This is a genomic window from Pseudomonas sp. B21-009, from assembly GCF_024749345.1.
In the GTDB taxonomy this organism is placed as follows: Bacteria; Pseudomonadota; Gammaproteobacteria; order Pseudomonadales; family Pseudomonadaceae; genus Aquipseudomonas.
Genome location: NZ_CP087199.1, coordinates 2079581 through 2098706 on the forward strand (window position 1 = coordinate 2079581; position 19126 = coordinate 2098706).

Annotated in this window: 18 protein-coding genes; 2 read left to right on the forward strand and 16 right to left on the reverse strand. The window is 61.7% G+C overall.

What is annotated here, in order from left to right:
* Positions 1-61: 61 nt before the first annotated feature.
* From nuoF to LOY34_RS09615, 15 genes are all read right to left on the reverse strand, one after another.
* The gene (gene nuoF / locus LOY34_RS09545) at positions 62-1435 is read right to left on the reverse strand and encodes an NADH-quinone oxidoreductase subunit NuoF (protein WP_045201391.1); all 1374 of its coding nucleotides are present in this window, start codon (positions 1433-1435) and stop codon (positions 62-64) included.
* Entirely contained in the window at positions 1432-1929 is a 498-nt protein-coding gene (gene nuoE, locus LOY34_RS09550; protein ID WP_012313767.1) for an NADH-quinone oxidoreductase subunit NuoE, read from the reverse strand. The genes nuoF and nuoE overlap by 4 nt, the downstream gene beginning before the upstream one ends.
* Positions 1930-1931: 2 nt before the next feature.
* A complete protein-coding gene (nuoC, locus tag LOY34_RS09555; protein WP_195883506.1) occupies positions 1932-3713 on the reverse strand; it encodes an NADH-quinone oxidoreductase subunit C/D in 1782 nt (593 codons plus the stop codon).
* Between the two features lie 78 nt (positions 3714-3791).
* Complete coding sequence (locus tag LOY34_RS09560; RefSeq protein WP_010220398.1) at positions 3792-4469, reverse strand: NADH-quinone oxidoreductase subunit B; 678 nt, start codon at positions 4467-4469, stop codon at positions 3792-3794.
* 10 nt (positions 4470-4479) lie between these two features.
* Positions 4480-4893 (reverse strand): NADH-quinone oxidoreductase subunit A, encoded by a 414-nt coding sequence (locus LOY34_RS09565; RefSeq protein ID WP_010220397.1) that lies wholly within the window; start codon positions 4891-4893, stop codon positions 4480-4482.
* 358 nt (positions 4894-5251) lie between these two features.
* A complete protein-coding gene (locus LOY34_RS09570) occupies positions 5252-5914 on the reverse strand; it encodes a lysoplasmalogenase (RefSeq protein WP_195883507.1) in 663 nt (220 codons plus the stop codon).
* 120 nt (positions 5915-6034) lie between these two features.
* Positions 6035-7360: an isocitrate lyase gene (gene aceA, locus LOY34_RS09575; RefSeq protein ID WP_038996041.1), complete on the reverse strand. Its 1326-nt coding sequence runs from the start codon at positions 7358-7360 to the stop codon at positions 6035-6037.
* Between the two features lie 488 nt (positions 7361-7848).
* Entirely contained in the window at positions 7849-8613 is a 765-nt protein-coding gene (locus tag LOY34_RS09580; RefSeq protein WP_082075504.1) for a secretin N-terminal domain-containing protein, read from the reverse strand.
* 85 nt (positions 8614-8698) lie between these two features.
* Complete coding sequence (locus LOY34_RS09585) at positions 8699-9133, reverse strand: GNAT family N-acetyltransferase (protein WP_038996039.1); 435 nt, start codon at positions 9131-9133, stop codon at positions 8699-8701.
* Positions 9126-10292: a cupin domain-containing protein gene (locus LOY34_RS09590; protein WP_045201394.1), complete on the reverse strand. Its 1167-nt coding sequence runs from the start codon at positions 10290-10292 to the stop codon at positions 9126-9128. Before LOY34_RS09590 ends, LOY34_RS09585 begins: the two co-directional genes overlap by 8 nt.
* 82 nt (positions 10293-10374) lie before the next feature.
* Complete coding sequence (gene purB, locus LOY34_RS09595; RefSeq protein ID WP_010226761.1) at positions 10375-11745, reverse strand: adenylosuccinate lyase; 1371 nt, start codon at positions 11743-11745, stop codon at positions 10375-10377.
* Positions 11746-11924: 179 nt separating this feature from the next.
* Positions 11925-12545, reverse strand: a complete 621-nt coding sequence (gene hflD, locus LOY34_RS09600) for a high frequency lysogenization protein HflD (RefSeq protein ID WP_045201395.1) — start codon at positions 12543-12545, stop codon at positions 11925-11927.
* On the reverse strand, positions 12542-13666 hold the full coding sequence (gene mnmA / locus LOY34_RS09605) for a tRNA 2-thiouridine(34) synthase MnmA (protein ID WP_045201396.1): 1125 nt from the start codon (positions 13664-13666) through the stop codon (positions 12542-12544). The genes hflD and mnmA overlap by 4 nt, the downstream gene beginning before the upstream one ends.
* A 70-nt stretch (positions 13667-13736) precedes the next feature.
* Entirely contained in the window at positions 13737-14171 is a 435-nt protein-coding gene (locus LOY34_RS09610; protein ID WP_082075505.1) for an NUDIX hydrolase, read from the reverse strand.
* Between the two features lie 147 nt (positions 14172-14318).
* Positions 14319-16544 (reverse strand): NADP-dependent isocitrate dehydrogenase, encoded by a 2226-nt coding sequence (locus LOY34_RS09615; protein ID WP_258664643.1) that lies wholly within the window; start codon positions 16542-16544, stop codon positions 14319-14321.
* 414 nt (positions 16545-16958) lie between these two features.
* Between LOY34_RS09615 and icd the strand changes: the two genes are divergently transcribed.
* Positions 16959-18215 (forward strand): NADP-dependent isocitrate dehydrogenase, encoded by a 1257-nt coding sequence (gene icd, locus LOY34_RS09620; RefSeq protein WP_045201398.1) that lies wholly within the window; start codon positions 16959-16961, stop codon positions 18213-18215.
* A gap of 63 nt (positions 18216-18278) precedes the next feature.
* On the opposite strand, the gene cspD is transcribed toward icd, so the two are convergent.
* Positions 18279-18533 (reverse strand): cold shock domain-containing protein CspD, encoded by a 255-nt coding sequence (cspD, locus tag LOY34_RS09625; protein ID WP_093384904.1) that lies wholly within the window; start codon positions 18531-18533, stop codon positions 18279-18281.
* A gap of 225 nt (positions 18534-18758) precedes the next feature.
* Here cspD and clpS point away from each other — a divergent pair, with 225 nt between their 5' ends.
* On the forward strand, positions 18759-19121 hold the full coding sequence (gene clpS, locus LOY34_RS09630; protein WP_009400967.1) for an ATP-dependent Clp protease adapter ClpS: 363 nt from the start codon (positions 18759-18761) through the stop codon (positions 19119-19121).
* Positions 19122-19126: the final 5 nt, after the last annotated feature.

The following is a 19126-nucleotide window of genomic DNA, read 5'->3' on the forward strand; positions in this document are numbered from 1 at the left end:
AGGTATCCCCGGGCGAGCTGGGCAGGCAGCGGGCGGCACGGACCGCCCGCGTTGTTATTCGTTATGCGCCGACGACGATCGGCTTCGCCAGGTCCGGGCGCAGGCCGGCAGCGGCAGCAGCCGGTGCCTGGGCGGCAATGCCAGCCTCGAACTCAGGGCGGAAGTACTTGATCGCGCTACCCAGCGGCTCAACGGCGCCCGGTGCGTGGGCACAGAAGGTCTTGCCTGGGCCGAGGAAACCGACCAGACCCAGCAGGGTCTCGATGTCGCCCTGCTGGCCCTGGCCTTTCTCGAGGGCGCGCAGGAGCTTGACGCTCCATGGCAGGCCGTCGCGGCACGGGGTGCAGAAGCCACAGGATTCACGGGCGAAGAACTCTTCCATGTTGCGCAGCAGCGAGACCATGTTGACGCTGTCGTCCACGGCCATGGCCAGGCCGGTACCCATGCGGGTGCCGACCTTGGCGATGCCACCGGCGTACATTTGCGCGTCCAGGTGCTCGGGCAGCAGGAAACCGGTACCGGCGCCGCCTGGCTGCCAGCACTTGAGCTTGAAGCCATCGCGCATGCCGCCGGCGTAGTCTTCGAACAGCTCGCGGGCCGGGACGCCGAACGGCAGCTCCCACAGGCCTGGGTTCTTGACCTTGCCGGAGAAGCCCATCAGCTTGGTGCCGTGGTCTTCGCTGCCTTCGCGGGCCAGCGACTTGTACCAGTCGATGCCGTTACCGACGATGGCCGGCACGTTGCACAGGGTCTCGACGTTGTTCACGCAGGTCGGCTTGCCCCACACGCCAACGGCGGCAGGGAAGGGCGGCTTGGAGCGCGGGTTGGCGCGGCGGCCTTCGAGGGAGTTGATCAGAGCGGTTTCTTCACCGCAGATGTAGCGCCCGGCACCGGTGTGGACGAACAGCTCGAAGTCGAAGCCGCTGCCGAGGATGTTCTTGCCCAAAAGGCCGGCAGCCTTGGCTTCCTCGACCGCACGGGTGAGGTTGCGCGCTGCGGTGGTGTATTCGCCACGCAGGAAGATGTAGCCGCGGTAGGCTTTCAGCGCGCGGGCGCTGATCAGCATGCCTTCGATCAGCAGATGGGGCTGTTGCTCCATCAGCATGCGGTCTTTCCAGGTGTTGGGCTCCATTTCGTCCGCGTTGCACAGCAGGTAGCGGATGTTCATGGATTCGTCTTTGGGCATCAGGCCCCATTTGACGCCGGTGGGGAAGCCCGCACCGCCACGGCCCTTGAGGCCGGAATCTTTTACGGTCTGGACGATATCGTCCTGGGACATTTGCGCCAGGGCCTTGCGGGCGGCGGCGTAGCCGTCCTTGGCCTGGTACTCGTCGAGCCACAGCGGCTCGCCGTCGTCACGCAGGCGCCAGGTCAGCGGATGGGTTTCAGCCGAACGCGCAATGCGGTTGGCCGGGCCGAAGGAAGTGATGGTCATACGTAACCCTCCAGCAGTTTGGAGACGCCAGCAGGCTGCACGTCGCCAAAGGTGTCGTCGTCGATCATCAGCGCCGGGGCCTTGTCACAGTTACCCAGGCAGCATACCGGCAGCAGGGTGAAGCGCCCGTCTGCGGTGGTCTGGCCGAGGCCAATGCCCAGCTCGCTCTGGATCTGGCTGACCACCGACTCGTGACCGCCGATGTAGCAGACCATGCTGTCGCAGACGCGGATGATGTGCCGGCCAACCGGTTGACGGAAGATCTGGCTATAGAAAGTGGCCACACCTTCGACGTCGCTGGCAGGAATGCCGAGCACTTCGCCGATGGCGTAGATGGCGCCGTCCGGCACCCAGCCGCGTTCCTTCTGGACGATCTTCAGGGCTTCGATGGACGCCGCGCGCGGGTCCTCGTAGTGATGCATCTCGTGCTCGATGGCCGAGCGCTCGGTTTCGCTCAGGGCGAAACGGTCGGTTTGGATAAGCGTGCTGTTCATGCTTAGCGGTCCACGTCAGCCATAACGAAGTCGATACTGCCCAGGTACGCAATGAGGTCCGCGACCATGCTGCCGCGGATCACCGAAGGGATCTGCTGCAGGTGCGGGTAGCTCGGGGTACGGATCCGGGTGCGGTAGCTCATGGTGCCGCCGTCGCTCGTCAGGTAGTAACTGTTGATGCCCTTGGTCGCCTCGATCATCTGGAAGGACTCGTTGGCCGGCATCACCGGGCCCCACGAAACCTGCAGGAAGTGAGTGATCAGGGTTTCGATGTGCTGCAGGGTGCGCTCTTTCGGCGGCGGCGTGGTCAGCGGGTGATCCGCCTTGTACGGGCCTTCCGGCATGTTGCGCAGGCACTGGTCGATGATGCGGATACTCTGGCGCATCTCCTCGACACGGACCATGCAGCGATCGTAGGCATCGCCGTTGTGGGCCAGCGGCACTTCGAACTCGAAGTTCTCATAGCCGGAGTAAGGGCGGGCCTTGCGCAGGTCGAAGTCCAGACCGGTGGAGCGCAGGCCGGCACCGGTGACGCCCCATTCCAGGGCCTCTTTGGTGTTGTACTGGGCAACGCCGATGGTCCGGCCCTTGAGGATGCTGTTCTGCAGGGCGGCCTTGGTGTATTCGTCGAGGCGCTTCGGCAGCCAGTCGACGAAGTCTTTCACCAGTTTTTCCCAGCCGCGCGGCAGGTCGTGGGCAACGCCGCCGATGCGGTACCAGGCCGGGTGCAGACGGAAGCCGGTGATGGCTTCGATCACGGTGTAGGCGCGCTGACGGTCGGTGAAGGTGAAGAACACCGGGGTCATGGCGCCGACGTCCTGGATGTAGGTACCCAGGAACAGCAGGTGGCTGGTGATGCGGAAGAACTCGGCGAGCATGATGCGGATCACGTCGACCTTCTGCGGCACCTGGATACCGGCCAGCTTCTCTACCGCCAGCACGTACGGCAGGTTGTTCATCACCCCGCCGAGGTAGTCGATACGGTCGGTGTAGGGGATGAAGCTGTGCCAGGACTGGCGCTCGGCCATCTTCTCGGCGCCACGGTGGTGGTAGCCGATGTCCGGGACGCAGTCGACGATCTCTTCGCCGTCCAGCTGCAGGACGATACGGAAGGCACCGTGGGCCGAAGGGTGGTTCGGGCCGAGGTTGAGGAACATGTAGTCCTCGTTGGCGCCGGAACGCTTCATGCCCCAGGCCTCAGGGTTGAAGCGCGCGGCTTCTTCCTCGAGCTGCTGCTTGGCCAGGGTCAGGCTGTACGGATCGAACTCGGTGGCGCGCGCAGGGTAGTCCTTGCGCAGCGGGTGACCTTCCCAGGTCGGCGGCATCATGATCCGGGTCAGGTGCGGGTGGCCGGCAAAGTCGATGCCGAACATGTCCCAGACTTCACGCTCGTACCAGTTGGCGTTGGGCCAGATACCGGTGACGGTGGGCAGGTTCAGGTCGCCTTCGCTCAAGGCCACCTTGATCATCACGTCGCTGTTCCGCTCCACCGACAGCAGGTGGTAGAACACACTGAAGTCGGCGCCCGGCAGGCCGCGGCGCTGGGTGCGCAGGCGCTCGTCGACGCCGTGCAGGTCGTAGAGCATGCTGTACGGCTTGGCGACGTGGCGCAGGAAACTCAGCACGTCCTTGAGTTTTTCGCGGGTAACCCAAAGCACCGGCATGCCGGTGCGGGTTTCCTGGGCGACGAACGCTTCGGGGCCGAATTTGTTGTTCAGTTCGACGACCACATCCTGGTCGTCAGCCTTGTAAGGCGGGATATAAATAGCGGTGTCCGCTGTCATGGTCTCGGTCGCTTTCGGTCAACGTAGAGAATGAAGCCAGGCTGCCTGTCGCGCATGCGCAGGCAACAGGTCGCTGGATCAGACTTCGTCGGGGCTGCGCAGGTTGGTGACCTGGATGCGCTGTTCACGGCGTTGCTCTTTCTGCGACGGCATCTCGGCACGGTAAATGCCTTGATCACCGACAACCCAGGAAAGAGGACGACGCTCCTGGCCAATCGACTCCTGCAACAGCATCAGGCCTTGCAGGAAGGCTTCAGGGCGAGGCGGGCAGCCAGGCACGTAGACATCCACGGGGAGGAACTTGTCGACCCCCTGAACGACCGAGTAAATGTCGTACATGCCACCGGAGTTGGCGCACGAACCCATGGAGATGACCCACTTGGGTTCGAGCATCTGCTCGTACAGGCGCTGGATGATCGGCGCCATCTTGATGAAGCAGGTGCCGGCGATGACCATGAAGTCGGCCTGACGCGGCGATGCCCGGATGACTTCGGCGCCGAAGCGGGCGATGTCGTGGGGCGCCGTGAAGGCCGTGGTCATTTCCACGTAGCAGCAGGAGAGGCCGAAGTTGTACGGCCACAGGGAGTTCTTACGCCCCCAGTTGACGGCGCCACTGAGCACATCTTCAAGTTTGCCCATGAAGATGTTCTTGTGGACCTGGTCCTCTAGCAGCGAATCGGAGACGGTTTCCCGCTCTCCGATTGGATATTGCTCGTTGGGAGCATCCGGGTCGATTCTGGTGAGATTGTATTGCATTGCCAAAGCCTCATTGTTTCAGCTTCGCTTGCCGCTTGCGACGACCTTCGGGAGCCCAATCAAGTGCCCCGACGCGCCATAGGTAGACAAGACCTGCCAACAGAATTGCTATGAAAACGAGTGCTTCGACGAATCCGGTCCAGCCGCTTTCGCGGACGGACACAGACCATGCAAAGAGAAAGAGGGCTTCGATATCGAAGATCACGAACAGCATCGCGACCAGATAGAATTTGGCTGACAGGCGCAAGCGGGCGCCGCCAGTGGGCAGCATGCCGGACTCGAAGGGTTCGTTCTTGCTGCGGCCCCAGGCCTTGCTGCCGAGCAGGGCGGACAGACCGAGCATGAAGGCACACAGGCCTACGACACCCAAAAGGAAAATGGCAAAGCCCCAGTTGTGGGCGATGAGTCCTGTCGAATCGGGCATGCTGAAAATCCTTATACAGAGACCAGTCTCTGCGGCTTGAAAAGAAGTAGAGCAGTGACGATATGTCGCAGCGGAATCTATCGCGCTGATTTTATGGGTAAACCCGGTGCAAGTAAAATTTCTGCAGCAAATTTATTCGTAAGATTAAGAACAAAAATCTTTCGTAACAGGCTGCAGGCCACGCAGGCCGGGCATTGCCCCGGGTTCTGTTAATTATGTTTCTTGTAAAACGTAATGAACCAGCAACTTCGTAATGATAATTAATATCATTTGAAGCGGTGCGATTAGTCCTACTGTTCGAGTCAACTACAAAGTTGTGCAACATGGTCGTCACCCGCAAGTTTCCACACCCTGTGTTTTAACCTGTTTTTTCTTGCCCCGCCGCGCTCTGGGTCAAGGCTTTTGCCGATTGCCTGGTGTAGGCCGAGGCGGCAATCGCCCATTGCCCCAGCCAGTAGGCAATGATGATCAGGTACTGGGCGGCGCCGAACGGGCTGACGAAGCGGTCGATGCCGATCAGGCTGTCGGAAAACACGAAAGACACCGCGCCCAGCGCTGCCAGGCCGCCACAGGCCAGGGCGCGCCAGAGCATGGCGCTGATGGCCAGGGCGTACACGGTGACCGGAATCAGCAGTTCACCCAGGCCGGAGCTGATCAGCAGCCCCAGCAGTAGCGCGCCGACAATCGCCGAGCCGAGCAGGGCCACGGGCGCCAGCTGGCGGTTCTCGCCCAGGTAGCCGCGCAGGTAGGCCAGGTGCGCGCAGAGAAAGGCCGCCAGGCCAAACACGAACAGGTCGCCCGGCACGGCCAGGAGGATGTCGCCGAGCAAGGAAAAGCCCAGGCCGATGATGATCCAGCGCCGGTAGGGGGTGGGTTCTGCAGTGCTGAGCCAGTAGATCAGCGCCAGCACCGGGATCGGCTTGACCGCCAGCCCCAGCAGTGCATTGGCGCTGGCCAGTGCATATATATAGAGGGCTGCGCCCAGCAGGGCCAGGCAGAGCAGGGTAACAGGGCGGGACATGGCCGATCCTTGGTGTTGTTGTGCACCTAGCATAGCCCGCTCCCACAAAAACAAAACCCGGGGCCCCATCACAGGCCCCGGGTCTTGCGTGTTACCCGAATGTCAGCAACCGATCAGCGATCAGTGGAACTGCTCTTCTTCAGTCGAACCGGTCAGTGCGGTTACCGAAGACTTGCCACCCTGGATCACGGTGGTCATGTCGTCGAAGTAGCCGGTGCCGACTTCCTGCTGGTGGGCGACGAAGGTGTAGCCTTTCGAGGCGTCAGCGAACTCTTGCTCTTGCAGCTTGACGTAGGCGGTCATGTCGTTGCGGGCGTAGTCGTGCGCCAGGTTGAACATGCCGTGCCACATGTTGTGGATACCGGCCAGGGTGATGAACTGGTGCTTGTAGCCCATGGCCGACAGTTCGCGCTGGAACTTGGCGATGGTGGCGTCGTCCAGGTTCTTCTTCCAGTTGAAGGAAGGCGAGCAGTTGTACGACAGGATCTGGTCCGGGTATTCCTTCTTGATCGCTTCGGCGAAGCGACGGGCTTCGTCCAGGTCCGGCTTGGCGGTTTCACACCAGATCAGGTCGGCGTATGGCGCGTAGGCCAGGCCGCGGGCGATGGCTTGGTCGAGGCCGGCGCGAACCTTGTAGAAGCCTTCCTGGGTGCGCTCGCCAACCACGAATGGCTGGTCGTACGGGTCGCAGTCGCTGGTCAAGAGGTCAGCGGCGTTGGCGTCGGTACGGGCCAGGATGATGGTCGGTACGCCGGCAACGTCGGCCGCCAGACGGGCAGCGCTCAGCTTCTGTACGGCTTCCTGGGTAGGAACCAGTACCTTGCCGCCCATGTGGCCGCATTTTTTCACCGAGGCCAGCTGGTCTTCGAAGTGCACGCCGGCGGCGCCTGCTTCGATCATGTTCTTCATCAGCTCGTAGGCGTTCAGTACGCCACCGAAACCGGCTTCGGCGTCAGCCACGATCGGCGCGAAGTAGTCGATGTAGCCTTCGTCGCCCGGGTTCTTGCCGGCTTTCCACTGGATCTGGTCAGCGCGACGGAACGAGTTGTTGATGCGCTTGACCACGGTTGGCACCGAGTCCACCGGGTACAGCGACTGGTCCGGGTACATGGATTCGGCCGAGTTGTTGTCGGCAGCCACTTGCCAGCCGGACAGGTAGATGGCCTGGATACCGGCTTTGACCTGTTGTACAGCCTGGCCGCCGGTCAGGGCGCCCATGCAGTTGACGAAATCTTTTTCTGGACGGAAGGACGGGTGTGCGCCCTGGGTGACCAGCTTCCACAGCTTCTCGGCACCCAGACGGGCCAGGGTGTGCTCAGGCTGGATCGAGCCACGCAGACGAACGACATCAGCGGCGGTGTAGGTACGGGTCACGCCTTTCCAGCGCGGGTTCTCGGCCCAGTCTTTTTCGAGGGCTGCAATTTGCTGTTCGCGTGTCAGTGCCATGGAAATAAACCTCGTCGCATCGGTCTTGGGTAAAAATTCTCGCTCTCTACTGCGCAGATCAGAAGCCTGGCAAAGGTCAGTATGGGCGAAATATGCGACGGTCGAACGATGGGGCTCGAAGGGGGAAGTGAGCAGGTGGGCGAGGTTTTCGCTGCAGGGTGGCTCGTGGTTGCCGAACTGCAGTGAACAGTGCTGCCGGGTACCTTTTGATGCGCTTCCGTCCCTCGGGACAACTTCGTTCCAGTCGCAATCTCGTCAAACTGCCTTGTGGGCGGTACAGACACGAGTCGGCTCAGGCGGGTAGGTTAGAGCGCGGCTCGAAAGCCCTTGCCAGGGCCTCTGATTAGCGGGAGCGGGGCCATCATGCCTCGGCGGTTCGGGGTCGTCAAATGTTTTGTAGTGGTTTTTTATCACCACTACATCTTTCGTCTAATGCGACTCCTCAGTCAGTTTCGAGGCCTTTGGTCGAGGCCTTGATTTGTCTGGGTTCAGTCCAAAGCGTCGACTTTTACCCGCAATGTCATGTTTTCACCGCGCTGGGTGCTGTAACTGAGCGCTGAAGCACTGCGTTCGGACTGACTCTGCTGGTTGACCCCGGCCAAGGTGATCCACTCACCGAGCTTGCCGCTGACTTTTGTGTCGGTACTTTGCACCTTCACTACATCAGGACGTTCCTGGCTCATCCGGTCATTGTTGGTACTGATGTTCAGGTGCACGGTGTCGCCAGTAACGCTGGCGGTGACGTAGAAGCCCTGGGTGACGTTGCGGTATTCGGTGTCGCTCTGCACCCGGCCGTAGCCATCGGTACTGGTGCTGGTGATCGGGATGCTCTGGCCGACCTGGATCAGCGCCGGGCTGCCTTCGCTGGCTTGCACCTGTTGCAGGCCGCCTTCGCGGTTGGCGGTGCCGTAGCGGATGACCCGGGCATTGCCGCGGTTGTCCTGGAAGTTGCTGTCGTTGTTGTCGACGCTGATCAGAAGCCTGCGCGGCGCGGTGTCCAGTTGCTGCAGCAGGGTGCGCAGGTCGTCGATGCGTTCGGGTTCGGCGTTGACGATCAGTTTGTTTTCAAAGGCGCTGACGCTGCCGTCCTTGCCGATGAAGGCTTGCGCGGTGGGGAGGATTTCAGCGCTGGTGCGGTGACTCAGCGGCAGGACTTCGGTGGCGGCCAGCGCACTCAGGCTGAACGACAGAAGCAGGGAGGCGAGAAGGGGGCGTAGCGGCATGTCCATGATCTCCGCGGGTGGAACGGACATGATGGCAAATTTGTTGGGGTTTTGCCGCCCTCATCGCGGGTCAAGCCCGCTCCCACTGTGGGAGCGGGCTTGACCCGCGATGCTTTTAGGCCAGCTCGCGCGACTCGCGCACCATGTCCACGTGCGGAATGCCCGCCTCGAGGAACTCTTCGCTGACCACCTTGAAGCCAAGGCGCTCGTAGAACGGCGTGGCATGCACCTGGGCGCTGAGCATCTGCTGTTTGAGGTCGCGGTTCTGTGCTTCGACGATGACCGCCTGCATCAGCGCGTCACCGACCTTCAGCCCGCGCCAGTCCTTGAGCACCGAAACCCGGCCGATCTGGCCGTCAGGCAGCAGGCGCGCGGTGCCGATGGCGTAGTCACCTTCCATGGCGAGGAAATGCACGGCGGTGTTGTCGTCGGCATCCCACTCCAGCTCCGGCGGCACGTTCTGTTCGGCGATGAACACGGCTTCACGAATACGGCGGATGTCAGCGTTGTCTTTTTGCCAGTCGGCGAGACGGACGCGAATCTTATTCATTGGCGAACCCCAGGCTTCCTTGTTTGACCAGTTCGCAGATCAAGGTAATGCCTTGATCGTTTTCAAGCCACTGCTCAAGGTTTTCAATGTGCAACGCGTCGGCGGCGCAGATCAGCTTCAGCAGCTCGCGCAGCTCGCCCGGCAGCAGGCGGCTCTGGCCGCTGGCGAACAGCAGCAGGTTGTCATCGACTTCCGACCAGGCCAGGCGCGCGCTCGGGTTACGGATCAGGATCGCGCCTTCGGCCAGGCTCTCGATCAGGTCGGCTTCGTCCAGCGGCTCGCCGCTGACCAGCTCCGGATAACGCGGCTCGGTCATGAACTGGCCGAACCAGGTCAGCAGCAGGCGCTCGTCACCCATGTGTTCGGTGAGCAGCTTCTTCAGGCGGTCGAGGGCATCGTGCTGGATCTGGTGCGGGTCGCTGACCGGCTCGGCATCGGCGTCGGTGTAGCGCTCTTCGTCAGGCAGGAACTGGCTGAGGAAGTCGGTGAAGTGGGTCAGCACTTCAGCGGCGCCCGGGGCGCGGAAGCCTACCGAGTAAGTCAGGCAGTCATCTTCGGCAATGCCGTAGTGGGCCAGGCGCGGCGGCAGGTAGAGCATGTCGCCGGGCTCCAGGGACCACTCCTCGCTCTGTTCGAATTCAGCCAGGATGCGCAGGTCGGCGTGCTCCAGCAGCGGGCTGTCGCTGTCGCACATCTGGCCGATCTTCCAGTTGCGCTTGCCCTGGCCTTGCAGCAGGAACACGTCGTAGTTGTCGAAGTGCGGGCCGACGCTGCCGCCGGGCGCGGCGTAGCTGATCATCACATCGTCGATGCGCCAGCTTGGCAGGAAGCGAAAGTGCTCGAGCAGCTCGCCGACTTCCGGCACGAACTGATCGACCGCTTGCACCAGCAGGGTCCAGTCGCGCTCGGGCAGGGTGCTGAAGGCGTCTTCTTCGAACGGGCCGCGGCGCAGCTCCCAAGGGCGCTCGCCATGTTCGATGACCAGGCGCGATTCGACTTCTTCTTCCAGGGCCAGGCCGGCCAGTTCGTCGGCATCGATCGGGCTTTCGAAGTCCGGGAAGGCCTGGCGCACCAGCAGGGGTTTCTTCTGCCAGTAGTCGCGCATGAATTCGCGGGCAGTGAGGCCGCCCAGAAGCTGCAGAGGAGTATCAGGATTCATGTGTAACCTATTGAAAAAAAGTAATTTTCTTTCGGTAATAAAAACGCCCGGCTGAGCCGGGCGTTTACGCGCAGGGCGCAGATCAGACGCGTTTGGCTTGAGCCGCGGCATTACCGATGTAGGAGGCTGGCGTCAGCTTCTTCAGCTCGCTGCGAGCCTCTGCAGGCATGTCCAGGCCATCGATGAAGGTCAGCAGCGCTTCGGGGCTGATGCCTTTGCCACGGGTCAGCTCCTTGAGCTTCTCGTAGGGGTTCTCGATGTTGTAGCGGCGCATGACGGTCTGGATCGGCTCGGCGAGCACTTCCCAGCAGGCGTCGAGGTCTTCGGCGATACGCGCTTGGTTGATTTCCAGCTTGCTGATGCCTTTGAGGCTGGCCTCGTAGGCGATCACGCTGTGGGCGAAACCGACGCCCAGGTTGCGCAGCACGGTGGAGTCGGTCAGGTCACGCTGCCAGCGCGACACCGGCAGCTTGCTGGCCAGGTGCTGGAACAGGGCGTTGGCGATACCCAGGTTGCCTTCGGAGTTTTCGAAGTCGATCGGGTTGACCTTGTGCGGCATGGTCGAGGAGCCGATTTCGCCAGCGATGGTGCGCTGCTTGAAGTAGCCCAGGGAGATGTAGCCCCAGACGTCGCGGTCGAAGTCGATCAGGATGGTGTTGAAGCGGGCGATCGCGTCGAACAGCTCGGCGATGTAGTCGTGCGGCTCGATCTGCGTGGTGTAGGGGTTGAACACCAGGCCCAGCTCGTCTTCGATGAAAGCGCGGGCGTTGGCTTCCCAGTCGATTTGCGGGTAGGCCGACAGGTGGGCGTTGTAGTTGCCCACGGCGCCGTTGATCTTGCCCAGCAACGGCACGGCGGCAACCTGAGCGATCTGGCGCTCCAGGCGGTAGACGACGTTGGCCAGCTCTTTACCCAGGGTGGTCGGCGAAGCCGGTTGGCCGTGGGTGCGCGACAGCATCGGCACGTCGGCGAAGCGGTGGGCCAGCTCGCGGATGGCCTGGGCGATCTGGCGCATCAGCGGCAGCAGCACGCTGTCGCGGCCTTCGCGCAGCATCAGGGCGTGGGACAGGTTGTTGATGTCCTCGCTGGTGCAGGCGAAGTGGATGAATTCACTGACCTTGGCCAGCTCCGGCAGCTTGGCAGCCTGCTCCTTGAGCAGGTACTCGATGGCCTTGACGTCGTGGTTAGTGGTGCGCTCGATCTCTTTGACGCGCTCGGCGTGCTCGAGGGCGAACTCATCGGCCAGGCCGTTGAGCAGGGCGTTGGCTTCGGCGGAAAAAGCCGGAACCTCGGCGATTTGCGGGTGGGCGGCCAGGCGCTGGAGCCAGCGAACCTCGACCAGGGCGCGGAAACGGATCAGGCCGTATTCGCTGAAAATAGGGCGCAGGGCCTGGGTTTTGCCGGCGTAGCGGCCGTCAACAGGGGAAACCGCAGTGAGCGAGGAAAGCTGCATGGGGTGTTCTCGGACAGTCAGGCTTTGAAAAGGGCGCATATCATACATGAAAAACGCGCCCGGGTCGGGTGGCTGACAAATGGTCTGCCGGTAATTCTTTGGCTTTTTCGCGGGTCAAGCCCGCTCCCACAGCAACCTTCGTTCAACTGTGGGAGCGGGCTTGACCCGCGATGGCTTTATCAGCCACGCAACATCGGATACAGCTCTTTGAGCAGTTTGCGCCGGCTGATCACCAGCTGCCAGCGATGCCCGCCGAGCTGCCGCCACAGGCGCGCGGCGCGGATGCCGGCAAGCAGCAGGGCGCGAATCTTCGAGGCGTTGCTGGGCTGCTGCAGGTGGCGCATGTCGCCGTGCACTTGGATGCGCTGGCGCAGGGTGCTCAGGGTGTCCTGGTACAGGGCGCCGCTGGAAGCGATGACATTTTCATGCACCAGGCCGAAATGCTCGGCCTGGGACTGGATTTGCGGCAGGCGGTTGCCAATCACGTCAAGCATGTCGCCGCGCTTGGCCAGCTGGCGCTCAAGGCCCAGCATCGACAGGGCATAGCGCAGCGGCTCGCGCTGCAGGCTGCCGGGGTCGCGCTCCAGGGCGCTGGCCAGGGCGCGGTAGCCGTCGCGCAGGTTCAGGTCGTCACCGCCGAACACCTCCAGGGTGTCCTTGGGGTCGCGTACCAGCAGGCTGCCGAGCATGCAGCCAAGGTTGGCCTCGCTGGCCTGGCCGGTGCGGGCGATACGGTCGACCAGCACCGCAGCCTGGAACACGCCGCCCAGGGCGATCAACTGCTCTTGCATGGCATTCATGCGCGCGCGCTCCACGGCTCGGCGGTTTCGATCACGCCGCCGCCGAGGCAGATTTCGCCGTCATAGAACACCACCGACTGGCCTGGGGTCACGGCCCGCTGCGGCTCGTCGAACACCGCGCGGTAGCCGCCCGGGGTTTGCTCCAGGGTGCAGTGCTGGTCGCTCTGGCGGTAGCGCACCTTGGCGGTCAGGCGCCGTGGGCTGGAAAGGTCAATCGGGTTGACCCAGAAAATTTCTGAAGCGAGCAGGGCGCGGGAGAACAGCCAGGGGTGTTCGTTGCCCTGGCCGACCACCAGCACGTTGCGGGTCAGGTCTTTTTCCAGTACGTACCACGGCTCGTCGCCGGCGTCTTTCAGGCCGCCGATGCCCAGGCCCTGGCGCTGACCAATGGTGTGGTACATCAGGCCATGGTGACGACCGATGACTTCGCCGTCGGTGGTCTGGATCTCGCCCGGCTGCGCGGGCAGGTACTGCTTGAGGAAGTCGCTGAAGCGCCGCTCACCAATAAAGCAGATGCCGGTGGAGTCTTTCTTCTTGGCCGTGGCCAGGCCGTGTTTCTCGGCGATGGCACGCACTTCGGGTTTTTCCAGCTCGCCGACCGGGAACAGCGTGCGGGCGATTTCCTTGCCGCCGACGGCGTGCAGGAAGTAGCTCTGGTCCTTGTTCGGGTCCAGGCCCTTGAGCAGTTCGGTACGGCCATCGGTGTCGCGGCGGCGCACGTAGTGACCGGTGGCGATCAGGTCGGCACCGAGCATCAGCGCGTAGTCGAGGAAGGCCTTGAACTTGATTTCGCGGTTGCAGAGGATGTCCGGGTTTGGCGTGCGTCCGGCCTTGTATTCGGCCAGAAAGTGCTCGAAGACGTTATCCCAGTATTCGGCGGCGAAGTTGGCGGTATGCAGCTTGATGCCGATGCGGTCGCACACGGCCTGGGCATCGGCCAGGTCTTCGCGGGCGGTGCAGTATTCGGTGCCGTCGTCCTCTTCCCAGTTCTTCATGAACAGGCCTTCCACCTGGTAGCCCTGCTCCATCAGCAGGAGGGCGGAGACGGAAGAGTCCACGCCGCCGGACATGCCGACGATAACGCGTGTCTTTTCGGGTTCGTAAAGTGCTGGACTGGTCATAGGTACCGGCTGTGTATCTGGAAAAAGACAACGATTCTATCAGGCTGCGGCCTTCAAGGCATCGTTGCTGTCAGTCGCGAATCAACGCCAGGCTGTGCAGCGGGCCGGCCAGGTAATCGTCGATGCAACGGGGCACCAGTTCGCTGCGCCAGCGCTCGGGGTCGGCCAGCAGCTCCTCGCGGCTCAGCCACACTGCGCGCACGATGTCGCTGTCCAGGGCCCGCTCGGGGTGGTGCTTGAGCGCCCGGGCGGCGAAGCAGATGCGCTGGTAGGTCACGCCGTTGCTGGGGGCGGTGTACAGGTAGATGCCGACCACGCCGGTCAGCTCGACCTCCCAGGCGGTTTCTTCGAGGGTTTCACGGCGGGCGGCGTCGAGCAGACTCTCGTTGGCCTCCAGGTGGCCGGCGGGTTGGTTGAAGACGTGCTTGCCGGCCTTGAATTCCTCGACCATGAGGAAGCGGCCCTGGTCTTCGATAATGGTGGCGACGGTGATGTGGGGGCGCACGGTCGATTCTCTCCCTAAGTTGGAAGTTTCAAGCTGCAAGCTACAAGTAAAAGCCGAGCGCGCAAGGCTCTTTCTTGTAGCTTGTAGCTTGATACTTAAAGCTAAAAAACCCCGGTGCGTGGCCGGGGTTTTTTCATTCCTTCAAGCTTACAGCGCGGCAATCGCGCTGTTGAAGGTCTGGCTCGGGCGCATCACCTTGCTGGTCAGCTCGGCATCCGGGTAGTAGTAACCACCGATGTCAGCCGGCTTGCCCTGAACGGCGTTGAGCTCGGCGACGATGGTCGCTTCGTTCTCGGCCAGGGCTTTTGCCAGTGGGGCGAAGCGCGCTTGCAGGGCGGCGTCGTCGCTCTGGGCGGCCAGGGCCTGGGCCCAGTACAGGGTCAGGTAGAAGTGGCTGCCGCGGTTGTCGATACCACCAACCTTGCGCGCCGGGGACTTGTTGGTGTCCAGGAACTGGCCGGTGGCCTGGTCCAGGGTCGCCGCCAGTACCTTGGCTTTCGGGTTGGCGTAGGCGTTGCCCAGGTGCTCCAGGGAGGCGGCCAGGGCCAGGAACTCACCCAGCGAATCCCAGCGCAGGAAGTTTTCTTCAACCAGTTGCTGTACGTGCTTGGGAGCCGAACCGCCGGCGCCGGTTTCGAACAGGCCGCCGTTGTTCATCAGCGGTACGATCGACAGCATCTTGGCGCTGGTGCCCAGCTCCATGATCGGGAACAGGTCGGTCAGGTAGTCGCGCAGCACGTTGCCGGTGACCGAGATGGTGTCCTGGCCAGCACGGATGCGCTGCAGGGAAACCTTCATGGCCTCGACAGGCGACAGGACGCGGATGTCCAGGCCAGCGGTGTCGTGGTCTTTCAGGTACTGCTGGACCTTCTCGATCAGCACGCCGTCGTGGGCACGCTGCGGGTCAAGCCAGAACAGCGCCGGGGTGTTGCTGGCGCGGGCACGGTTGACGGCCAGCTTGACCCAGTCCTGGATCGGTGCGTCTTTGGTCTGGCACATGCGGAAGATGTCGCCGGCTTCGACGTCCTGGGACAGCAGCAGGTTGCCCTTGCCGTCAACCACGCGGATCACGCCGTCGGCCTTGGCCTGGAAGGTCTTGTCGTGGGAGCCGTACTCTTCGGCTTTTTGCGCCATCAGGCCAACGTTCGGCACGCTGCCCATGGTGGTCGGATCGAAGGCGCCGTGTTGCTTGCAGTCTTCGATAGCGGCCTGGTAGATGGTGGCGTAGCAACGGTCCGGAATCACCGCCTTGGTGTCTTGCAACTGGCCTTCGGTGTTCCACATCTTGCCCGAGTCACGGATCATCGCCGGCATCGAGGCGTCGACGATAACGTCGCTCGGCACGTGCAGGTTGGTGATGCCCTTGTCGGAGTTGACCATGGCCAGGGCGGGGCGAACGTCGTAGACGGCTTTGACGTCAGCTTCGATCTGCGCCTGCTGCTCGGCTGGCAGGGCCTTGATACGGGCGTACAGGTCGCCGATACCGTTGTTCAGGTTGAAGCCGATCTGCGCCAGTACGTCGGCGTGCTTGTTCAGCGCGTCCTGGTAGTACTCGGCAACGATCTGGCCGAACATGATCGGGTCGGAGACCTTCATCATGGTCGCTTTCAGGTGGACCGACAGCAGGACGCCCTTGGCTTTGGCGTCTTCGATCTCGGCGGCGATGAATTTACGCAGCGCCTTGGTGCTCATGACCGCGCAGTCGACGATTTCGCCGGCCTTGACCGCAGTTTTTTCTTTCAGAACGGTGGTGTTGCCATTCTTGTCCAGCAGTTCGATGCGCAGGCTGTCATCGGCTTCGATCAGCGCGGCTTTCTCGCTGCCATAGAAGTCGCCCTGGCTCATGTGCGCCACGTGGGACTTGGAGTCGGCTGCCCAGGCGCCCATCTTGTGTGGGTGCTTGCGTGCGTAGTTCTTGACCGACAGCGGTGCGCGGCGGTCGGAGTTGCCTTCACGCAGGACCGGGTTGACGGCACTGCCCTTGATGCGGTCGTAGCGAGCCTTGGCTTCTTTCTCGGCATCGCTGGCGGCGGCTTCAGGGTAATCAGGAATGTTGAAGCCCTTGGCTTGCAGTTCCTTGATCGCGGCCTTCAGTTGCGGAACCGAGGCGCTGATGTTCGGCAGCTTGATGATGTTGGCTTCTGGCGTGGTTGCCAGTTGGCCCAGTTCTGCCAGGTGGTCGGCCACTTGCTTGTCGGCGCCGAGCTGTTCAGGGAAGGCAGAAAGGATGCGGCCGGCCAGAGAGATGTCCCGGGTTTCTACGGCGATGTCGGCAGAAGCGGTGAAGGCTTCGATGACGGGGAGCAGTGAATAGGTGGCGAGGGCGGGGGCTTCGTCGGTGAAGGTGTAGATGATCTTGGATCGGGTGGGCATATTCGGGTTAACTCTCTGTTTTGCTGAGCGTGCGCAGAATCTCGAGGTGCGCAGGGTAGGCGCTTCGCTCAGACACATCCATGAGCAGAAGGTCGAAGATTCTGGGCGGTGATGGTGGATTGCATCAGTCGAGTGTCAAACGGCTGAACTGCGGTAACAGCCCAGTCTTGTCGGGGCCGCGGGTCTCGTTTCAGACGGTTCGCCCCCAGTGACCCTTTGGTCACCGGGCGAGTATACCAAAGCCTTGGTCGTATTGATCAAGATCAACCCGTCGCAGGGGCTTTTTTAGACCAAAGATGTAGGCGTTGCTGCCCCATCGCAGGGCATTTGCGCACGAGGTTCCCGTTGCCGTTCAACTGGGGTACGCTCAGGGGATCCAGATGACGAACCACACCAAAAAAAACGGAGTGCAGCATGGGATACCAGAAAATCAAGGTTCCGGCAGTCGGCGACAAAATCACCGTCAATGCGGACCATTCTCTCAATGTTCCTGATAATCCGATCATCCCGTTCATCGAAGGCGACGGCATTGGCGTAGATGTAAGCCCCGTCATGATCAAAGTGGTTGATGCTGCTGTAGAGAAAGCCTATGGGGGCAAGCGCAAGATTTCCTGGATGGAAGTCTACGCCGGTGAAAAAGCCACCCAGGTATACGACCAGGACACCTGGCTGCCCCAGGAAACCCTCGATGCGGTCAAGGACTACGTCGTCTCCATCAAGGGCCCGCTGACCACCCCGGTCGGTGGCGGTATCCGCTCCCTCAACGTGGCCCTGCGCCAGCAACTGGACCTGTATGTCTGCCTGCGCCCGGTGGTGTGGTTCCAGGGCGTGCCCAGCCCGGTGAAAAAGCCGGGCGACGTCGACATGGTGATCTTTCGCGAGAACTCCGAAGACATCTATGCCGGTATCGAATGGAAGGCCGGTTCGCCCGAGGCGACCAAGGTCATCAAGTTCCTCAAAGAAGAAATGGGCGTCACCAAGATCCGTTTCGACCAGGATTGCGGCATCGGCATCAAGCCGGTCTCTAAAGAAGGCACCCAGCGCCTGGTGCGCAAAGCCCTGCAGTACGTGGTGGACAACGACCGCAAGTCGCTGACCATTGTGCACAAGGGCAACATCATGAAGTTCACCGAAGGAGCCTTCAAGGACTGGGGCTACGAAGTGGCCAAGAACGAATTCGGCGCCGAGCTGCTCGATGGCGGCCCGTGGATGAAGTTCAAAAACCCGAAAACCGGCCGTGAAGTCATCGTCAAGGACGCCATCGCCGACGCCATGCTCCAGCAGATCCTGCTGCGCCCGGCCGAATACGACGTGATCGCCACCCTCAACCTCAACGGTGACTACCTGTCCGACGCCCTGGCGGCGGAAGTCGGCGGCATCGGTATCGCTCCGGGCGCCAACCTGTCCGACACCGTGGCGATGTTCGAGGCTACCCACGGCACTGCGCCGAAATACGCCGGCAAGGACCAGGTCAACCCTGGTTCGGTGATTCTCTCGGCCGAGATGATGCTGCGCCACCTGGGCTGGACCGAGGCGGCCGACCTGATCATCAAGGGTACCAACGGCGCCATCGCCGCCAAGACCGTGACCTATGACTTCGAGCGCCTGATGGACGGCGCGACCCTGGTCAGCAGCTCCGGTTTTGGTGAGGCCTTGATCAAGCACATGTAAGCGGCACGAGAAAACCGGCCAGTCCTTGCGGGCTGGCCGGTTTTCTTTTGTCTGATCGCCGGCTCAGGCTTCAGTCGTTTGCGGGCTGGGGGTGGGGGAGGCAGTGGTTGGTGCGGTCGCACTCTCGATTTTGACCGCATGCAAGCCTTTGGGGCCCTGGGTGATCTCGAAGCTGACGGATTGTCCGGCTTTCAGGGTTTTATAACCTTCCATCTGAATAGCCGAGTAGTGTGCGAACAGATCCTCTGTTTTTCCGTCTTCATTGATGAAGCCATAGCCCTTGGCGTTGTTGAACCACTTGACTTTACCGCTTGCCATCCTCATATCCCTCTGCAAAGGACTCCATCACTGGAGTATCATCCACTCCATCCGCATATGAACCTGCGAAAATTCTGGTTGACTGCGCGGATCTTTATCGACCACGGTGGGTTCTTATTGGTTGTAACACCGTTTTGCCGATAGTCAAGGTGAGGTGACGGCTGTCCCGCGTCGCCTGTGCGGTCAACCCATAAACCAACCTGTCGAAATGATGAAATTCTTTCCATGCATGCACATAGCCAGATTCGACTAACATTCAATCAGGATCGCCCGCAATCGCATGAGGACGATGGTTCTGGCCTGGCGGTACAGGAGGCCAAACCGGCCCTGCAGGCGCCACCCATGTACAAGGTGGTTTTGTTTAACGATGACTACACACCGATGGATTTCGTCGTCGAAGTGCTCGAGGTGTTTTTTAACCTGAATCGCGAGCTGGCGACCAAGGTCATGCTGGCCGTCCACACAGAAGGACGGGCAGTGTGCGGATTGTTTACCCGTGACATCGCCGAGACCAAGGCCATGCAGGTCAACCAATACGCAAGGGAAAGCCAGCATCCGCTACTCTGTGAAATCGAGAAGGACGGTTAATCGCC

Coding starts and splice junctions, on each gene's coding strand:
- nuoF (WP_045201391.1), bottom strand. CDS start 1,435: ATGACCATCACTTCCTTCGGCCCGGCCAACCGCATTGCGCGTTCGGCT.
- nuoE (WP_012313767.1), bottom strand. CDS start 1,929: ATGAACAGCACGCTTATCCAAACCGACCGTTTCGCCCTGAGCGAAACC.
- nuoC (WP_195883506.1), bottom strand. CDS start 3,713: ATGACAGCGGACACCGCTATTTATATCCCGCCTTACAAGGCTGACGAC.
- LOY34_RS09560 (WP_010220398.1), bottom strand. CDS start 4,469: ATGCAATACAATCTCACCAGAATCGACCCGGATGCTCCCAACGAGCAA.
- LOY34_RS09565 (WP_010220397.1), bottom strand. CDS start 4,893: ATGCCCGATTCGACAGGACTCATCGCCCACAACTGGGGCTTTGCCATT.
- LOY34_RS09570 (WP_195883507.1), bottom strand. CDS start 5,914: ATGTCCCGCCCTGTTACCCTGCTCTGCCTGGCCCTGCTGGGCGCAGCC.
- aceA (WP_038996041.1), bottom strand. CDS start 7,360: ATGGCACTGACACGCGAACAGCAAATTGCAGCCCTCGAAAAAGACTGG.
- LOY34_RS09580 (WP_082075504.1), bottom strand. CDS start 8,613: ATGTCCGTTCCACCCGCGGAGATCATGGACATGCCGCTACGCCCCCTT.
- LOY34_RS09585 (WP_038996039.1), bottom strand. CDS start 9,133: ATGAATAAGATTCGCGTCCGTCTCGCCGACTGGCAAAAAGACAACGCT.
- LOY34_RS09590 (WP_045201394.1), bottom strand. CDS start 10,292: ATGAATCCTGATACTCCTCTGCAGCTTCTGGGCGGCCTCACTGCCCGC.
- purB (WP_010226761.1), bottom strand. CDS start 11,745: ATGCAGCTTTCCTCGCTCACTGCGGTTTCCCCTGTTGACGGCCGCTAC.
- hflD (WP_045201395.1), bottom strand. CDS start 12,545: ATGAATGCCATGCAAGAGCAGTTGATCGCCCTGGGCGGCGTGTTCCAG.
- mnmA (WP_045201396.1), bottom strand. CDS start 13,666: ATGACCAGTCCAGCACTTTACGAACCCGAAAAGACACGCGTTATCGTC.
- LOY34_RS09615 (WP_258664643.1), bottom strand. CDS start 16,544: ATGCCCACCCGATCCAAGATCATCTACACCTTCACCGACGAAGCCCCC.
- icd (WP_045201398.1), top strand. CDS start 16,959: ATGGGATACCAGAAAATCAAGGTTCCGGCAGTCGGCGACAAAATCACC.
- cspD (WP_093384904.1), bottom strand. CDS start 18,533: ATGGCAAGCGGTAAAGTCAAGTGGTTCAACAACGCCAAGGGCTATGGC.
- clpS (WP_009400967.1), top strand. CDS start 18,759: ATGCATGCACATAGCCAGATTCGACTAACATTCAATCAGGATCGCCCG.